At 56.6% G+C, this 6,607-nt stretch carries 5 protein-coding genes; all 5 read right to left on the bottom strand.

Annotation, left to right across the window (positions count from 1 at the left end; translation table 11 throughout):
• Window positions 1-1,158: dihydrolipoyl dehydrogenase (lpdA, locus tag ACLL9E_RS05480; protein WP_411290735.1), on the bottom strand; the 1,158-nt coding region annotated here is incomplete at its 3' end.
• 12 nt (window positions 1,159-1,170) lie between these two features.
• A complete protein-coding gene (odhB, locus tag ACLL9E_RS05475) occupies window positions 1,171-2,415 on the bottom strand; it encodes a 2-oxoglutarate dehydrogenase complex dihydrolipoyllysine-residue succinyltransferase (RefSeq protein ID WP_411290734.1) in 1,245 nt (414 codons plus the stop codon).
• A gap of 10 nt (window positions 2,416-2,425) precedes the next feature.
• Complete coding sequence (locus ACLL9E_RS05470) at window positions 2,426-5,254, bottom strand: 2-oxoglutarate dehydrogenase E1 component (RefSeq protein ID WP_411290733.1); 2,829 nt, start codon at window positions 5,252-5,254, stop codon at window positions 2,426-2,428.
• A 40-nt stretch (window positions 5,255-5,294) separates the two neighbouring features.
• A complete protein-coding gene (locus tag ACLL9E_RS05465; protein ID WP_411290732.1) occupies window positions 5,295-5,585 on the bottom strand; it encodes a GIY-YIG nuclease family protein in 291 nt (96 codons plus the stop codon).
• Between the two features lie 143 nt (window positions 5,586-5,728).
• The coding region (sucD, locus tag ACLL9E_RS05460; RefSeq protein ID WP_411290731.1) for a succinate--CoA ligase subunit alpha at window positions 5,729-6,607 on the bottom strand (879 nt) is incomplete at its 5' end.

The following is a 6,607-nucleotide window of genomic DNA, read 5'->3' as shown; positions in this document are numbered from 1 at the left end:
CGCCATCATCGGGAATTTGCCAACCTTGACCTCACTGCCCGATGCGGCGGCTTGCGCCTTTGCTTCTTCTTCTGTCAGGCCGATGCTGGCAATTTCAGGATAGGTGTAGACAACCCCGGGAATGAGCGCGTGGTTGACGATGCCCGTCAGTCCAGCAACGAATTCGGCGGCTGCGATGCCTTCATCTTCGGCCTTGTGCGCGAGCATTGGTCCGGGGCAGACATCACCCACGGCATAAATGCCCGGAACGCTGGTCTGGAAATCATGCCCAATTTCAACCTGGCCGCGTGTGTTCACCGAAAGCCCAGCTTTATCAAGCGCAAGTCCGTCGGTGTTTGCCCGGCGTCCAATAGCCACAAGAACGCAATCAGCTTCGATGGTCTCGCTTGCTCCGCCGCCTGCTGGCTCGACGGTCAGCGTTGCCATTTCGCCGTTGACAGTTGCACCAGTGACTTTCGTTCCGGTGCGAATGTTGAAGCCTTGCTTCTTGAATATCTTCGCCGCTTCCTTGCGAACTTCGGCGTCCATGCCGGGCAGGATCTGGTCGAGATATTCAACGACCGTGACTTGCGCGCCTAGCCGCAACCAAACGCTGCCAAGTTCAAGACCGATAACGCCGCCGCCGATCACGACCAGATGCTTTGGCACCACGGGCAATTCCAATGCACCTGTTGAATCAACGATGACTTTCTGGTCGATCTCCACGCCCGGAAGCGGAGTGACGGAGGAGCCGGTGGCGATCATGAAATTCTTTGCGCTATAGCTTTTCCCGCCAACGTCGACACTGTTGGCAGAGGTGAAGGCAGCGTGTCCCTTGAGCCAGTCGACCCTGTTCTTCTTGAACAGAAATTCGATGCCCCCCGTCAGTTCAGTTACAGCCTTCTCCTTTTCGGCGTGCATCTGATCGAGATTAAGCGACACGCCGGTAAAATCGATGCCGAACTTTGCCAGCGAACCCGATTGCGCCTCGTGAAACATTTCGGACGCGTGCAGCAACGCCTTTGACGGAATGCAACCGACGTTGAGGCATGTGCCGCCCAAGGTTTCGCGGCTTTCAACGCAAGCGGTCTTCAGACCAAGTTGTGCAGCGCGAATTGCCGCGACATAGCCGCCCGGACCTGCGCCGATAACAATCAGGTCGTAATCATGTTCTGCCATTGCTCAGGCTCCTTAAAGGTCGATCAACAACCGGGTCGGGTCTTCGATCGCCTCTTTGACGATTTTTAGAAAAGTAACCGCTTCGCGGCCGTCAATGAGGCGGTGGTCATAGCTCAATGCCAAATACATCATTGGACGAACGACCACCTGGCCATTGCGCACCACTGGGCGATCTTCGATGCGATGAAGGCCCAGCACAGCGGATTGCGGCGGGTTGATAATTGGGGTCGACATCAAGCTGCCGAATACGCCGCCATTGGAAATGGTGAACGTTCCGCCCGACATGTCATCGATTGTCAACGTGCCTGCCTTGGCTTTGGCACCGAAATCGCCGATGGCTTTTTCGATTTGTGCAAAGCTCATGGCATCGGCGTTGCGCACCACGGGCACAACAAGGCCATTTGGAGCGCTGACCGCAACCGAGACATCGAGATAATTGTGATACACGATTTCGTCGCCATCGATTTGTGCATTCACGGCCGGAATGTCGCGCACGGCCAGAGACACGGCTTTCGTAAAAAAGCCCATAAAGCCCAATCGCACGCCGTGCTTCTTTTCGAACAGATCCTTGTAAGTTGTCCGTGCCTCGATCACTGCTGACATATCGACATCGTTGAATGTCGTAAGCAAGGCTGCTGTCTCTTGCGCAGACTTCAGGCGCTTTGCGATTGTCTGACGCAGGCGAGTCATCTTGACGCGCTCGACTTGGCGGGTGCCAGCAGGAGACGAAACTGGCGCAGGGGCCGAAGCCGTATCGGCAACCGGGGCAGGTGCGCCCTTGGCAGCAGCCACAACATCTTCCTTCGTGAGGCGGCCATCCTTGCCCGTCCCTTTAATCTTGCTTGGGTCAATACCCAATTCCAGCACAAGGCGGCGCACCGATGGCGATAAGGGCAAGTCGCTATTCTCAGCCTGCGGGGCAGGCGTTGGCGCCGGAGCGGCGGTTGTTGCAACTGCTGGTGCAACCGCTGCCGCAGCTACCGGAGCCGCCGCAACAGGTGCCGGTGCAGCAGCTCCAGTACCTGCGTCGATTGAACCGATAACCGCACCGACATTAACCGTTGCGCCTTCTTCTACCGCGTATGCGCCCATGATGCCTGCGACTGGTGAAGGCACTTCAACGGCAACCTTGTCGGTTTCGAGGCTGGCAATCGGTTCATCGATCGCCACCGCTTCACCAGGCTTTTTTAGCCACTGGCCAAGCGTGGCTTCGGTAATGGACTCGCCCAGTACGGGGACTTTAATTTCGGTGCTCATAATTATTTCCTCACGAGGATGGAGGGGTAATTGGTTTGGTCCCGCCGGTGCGCTGGCGGCGGAGTTCTTCGCGCATGTTATGTCCCAAGGCTTCGGCAACCAACGCCGCCTGTTCGGCCTGATGGCGTTTGGCAAGGCCAGTCGCGGTCGCAGCGGCAGCCCTTCGTCCGGCATAGCGGGCGCGCTCGGGGCCAACGCCAGCTTCGGCAAGGCATTCTTCCAGATAGGGGTCGACAAAGGCCCAGCTGCCTGCATTGCGCGGCTCTTCCTGTGCCCAGATGACATCTTGCAAATTCGTCATGCGCTTCAGACGGATGATCAGGGCCTCGGCAGGGAATGGATAAAGCTGCTCAATGCGCACAATTGATGTGCTTTGATCACCCGCTGCATCGCGCGCCTCCATCAAGTCATAAGCGACCTTGCCCGAGCATAATACCAGTCGTTTAACATCCGCGTCGGCAGGCGGGTTTGAATCGGACAATATGCGCATGAAGTGGCTTTCGCCTTGGAAATCCTCGCCCTTTGAAACCGCAAGCTTGTGCCGCAACAATGATTTTGGCGTCATGACAACAAGCGGCTTGCGAAACGGACGGGCCATCTGGCGGCGCAGCAAATGGAAATAATTGGCTGGCGTTGTGCAGTTTGCAACCTGGATATTATCCTCGGCACATAATTGCAGGAAGCGTTCAAGCCGCGCCGAACTATGTTCCGGGCCCTGGCCTTCATAGCCGTGCGGCAACAGCATGACGAGTCCGTTGGCACGGAGCCATTTGGCTTCACCAGACGCGATAAACTGGTCAATAATTGTCTGCGCGCCATTGACGAAATCGCCAAACTGCGCCTCCCAAAGGACCAGTGTTTTGGGCTCTGCCCCAGCATAGCCATATTCGAATCCAAGTACGCCGAATTCCGACAATGGACTATCAAGAATTTCGAACCGACCGTGCGGAAGGGTCGCAAGCGGCACATATTTTTCTTCCGTGGTCTGGTCGACCCACACGCCGTGCCGCTGGCTGAACGTTCCGCGACCCGAATCCTGGCCGGATAGCCGTACGCCGTAGCCTTCCGAAAGCAACGAGCCGAACGCAAGCGCCTCGCCTGTTGCCCAGTCAAAATTTTCGCCAGTGCTGAACATCGACTTTTTTGCATCAAGCACGCGGCTCAACGTCGGGTGGATGTTGTGGCCCTCAGGGACATTGGTCAACGTCCGACCGAGGCTGTCAAACAATTTGCGCGTTATTCCCGTGGGCACATTGCGACGCGCCGTTTCAGGATCTGCCGGTTTTGACAGACCCGACCAGCGCCCACCGAACCAGTCGGCGGCATTCGCCTTATAATCGGCGGCGCTGGCAAATTCCTGCTCCAGCGTCTGGACAAATCGCATTGCATGTTCGTTCGACCAGTCTGCATCAATGACGCCCTCCGCCTGAAGGCGCTTTGCGTATAATGCACTGACGGCGGGATGGCCCTTGATGACTTTGTACATCAACGGCTGGGTAAAACTGGGCTCGTCCCCTTCATTGTGGCCAAAGCGGCGATAGCACCACATGTCGATTACGATATCACGGTGGAATGTCTGGCGGAACTCAATGGCAATTTTGCACGCGAAGGTCACGGCTTCGGGGTCGTCGCCATTTACGTGGAAGATTGGCGCTTGAACGCCCTTGGCCACGTCCGAGGGATAAGGTGAGGACCGCGCATATTGCGGGGACGTCGTGAAACCAACCTGGTTGTTGACGATGAAGTGTAGGCAGCCACCCGTATTATAGCCACGAATGCCCGAGAAGCCGAGGCACTCCCACACAATTCCTTGGCCAGCAAATGCCGCGTCGCCGTGCAACAGCACTGGCAACACCTGCTCATGTTTGCCCAGGTCGTCGCGCGCGGTTTGGTTGGCGCGCACTTTACCGAGGACAACCGGGTTTACCGCCTCAAGATGTGACGGGTTGGGGACAAGGCTCATATGCACCTTGATGCCGTCAAATTCACGGTCAGTGCTGGTGCCCAAATGATATTTCACATCGCCTGAGCCACCCACATCGTCGGGGTTTGCGCTGCCGCCCGAAAATTCGTGGAAGATGATCCGATAGGGCTTTGCCAGCACGTTGGCGAGTACGTTCAGACGGCCACGATGCGGCATGCCATATACAATTTCGCGTACTCCAAGCTGACCGCCATATTTAATCACGGCTTCAAGCGCGGGGATCATGGATTCACCACCATCAAGGCCAAAACGCTTGGTGCCTACATATTTGCGGCCAAGGAATTTCTCATATTGCTCGGCTTCAATGACTTTCGCGAGAATGGCCTTCTTGCCCTCTGGCGTGAACTGGATCGCGGCATCCTTGCCTTCCATTCGTTCCTGCAAGAACCGGCGTTCTTCAACATCTGAAATGTGCATATATTCCAGGCCAACCGGCCCGCAATAATTTGCGCGCAGCGTGTCCACGAGTTCGCGCACTGTCGTCCACTCAAGCCCGAGCGTGCCACCGACATATACGCGTTTTTCGAGATCAGCTCCCGAAAAACCATGATATTCAGGCGTCAGGTCAGCGGGGATTTCCTGTTTGGAAAGTCCAAGCGGGTCAAGATTGGCCGCCAAATGCCCGCGGACGCGATACGTGCGCACGAGCATCATCGCGCGGATGGAGTCACTCGCTGCCGCCACAGCGTCAGCTTCGGCCATAGGCTTACCCGCAGCCTTCGCCGCAGCTTTTACCTCAATGGTCATTTGCGTCGGATCAAGCGAGGCCGTCAGATCATCGGTCGCCATCAGCGGCCAGTTCGCACGCTCCCAGCTCGGGCCACGTTCTGTCTCGAAATCTTGATCTACGTCCATATTACACCTCGTGTGCCCCGGCGAAGGCCGGGGTCCAGCCCTAAATCAATGACCCGTAAAGATCATCCCACTCAGGGTTCATCCCTTCAATCTCACGCAACTTCCAAAGCCGTTTCCAGCTTTTCATCTGCACTTCGCGGCGCCTGGCATCGTGTAAATTCTCGAAACGCTGATACCAAACGAGCATCTTACACTCATATTTCTTGGTGAACCCTTCGATTAAGCCGTTGCGATGCTGAAAGCACCGCTGTTGCAAATCGCGCGTTACACCCAAATAGATCGTGCCGTTCCTCTTGTTGGCCATGATGTAGACATAACCCGGCTGATCCATCTTTTGTCAGAACACTGCGCGCCCCAGCGAATGCTGGGGCCCAGAACCAGTAAAATAATAACTCAATAGCATCACCTTCGTCTCTCGGCTGGAGCCCGGCCTGCGCCGGGGAACACTGAGGGATTTGGCTAGGCTCACCGTCACTAACCCTTCAACACCTCGACCAAAGTTTTGCCAAGCAACGAAGGCGATGGCGACACGCGGATGCCTGCAGCTTCCATCGCGGCAATCTTGCTTTCTGCGTCGCCTTTGCCGCCTGATACGATTGCGCCGGCATGGCCCATACGGCGACCCGGAGGCGCGGTGCGGCCAGCGATGAAACCAGCCATTGGCTTTCTGCGGCCCTTTTTGGCTTCGTCGATCAGGAACTGCGCCGCTTCTTCTTCGGCGCTTCCACCGATTTCGCCAATCATGATGATCGACTTAGTCGCGTCGTCGGCGAGGAACAGCTCAAGGCAATCGATGAAGTTCGTGCCGTTGACCGGATCGCCGCCAATACCAACCGCAGTTGTCTGGCCAAGTCCTTCGGCTGTTGTCTGGAAAACGGCTTCGTAGGTCAGCGTGCCCGAACGCGAAACAACGCCGACCGAGCCTGCCGAAAAAATGCTGCCGGGCATGATGCCGATCTTGCACTCACCAGGCGTCAATACGCCGGGGCAGTTCGGCCCAATAAGGCGCGATTTCGAACCCGAGAGCGCGCGTTTGACCTTCACCATATCCAACACAGGAATGCCTTCGGTGATGCAGACGATCAAAGGGATTTCTGCATCGATAGCTTCGAGGATCGAGTCCGCTGCAAAGGGTGGCGGGACATATACCACCGAGGCGTCGGCACCAGTGGCTTCCTTGGCTTCAAGCACGGTATCGAACATCGGCAGGCCGATATGCGTTGTGCCACCTTTACCTGGCGTTACGCCACCAACCATTTGCGAGCCGTAAGCCAGCGCCTGTTCAGTGTGGAATGTACCAGTCGCGCCGGTCATACCCTGCGTAATGATCTTGGTATGCTTGTTGACGAGGAT

Origin of the sequence: Sphingorhabdus sp., from assembly GCF_046596595.1 — a bacterium.
Taxonomy (GTDB): Bacteria; Pseudomonadota; Alphaproteobacteria; order Sphingomonadales; family Sphingomonadaceae; genus Sphingorhabdus_B.
Note: the sequence above shows the minus strand (reverse complement) of the source record. Positions and strands in the feature narration are given on the sequence as shown.

Excerpts from the sequence above, each read along its gene's own strand:
- ACLL9E_RS05470 (WP_411290733.1), bottom strand. The coding sequence starts at position 5,254 with ATGGACGTAGATCAAGATTTCGAGACAGAACGTGGCCCGAGCTGGGAG.
- ACLL9E_RS05465 (WP_411290732.1), bottom strand. The coding sequence starts at position 5,585 with ATGGATCAGCCGGGTTATGTCTACATCATGGCCAACAAGAGGAACGGC.
- odhB (WP_411290734.1), bottom strand. The coding sequence starts at position 2,415 with ATGAGCACCGAAATTAAAGTCCCCGTACTGGGCGAGTCCATTACCGAA.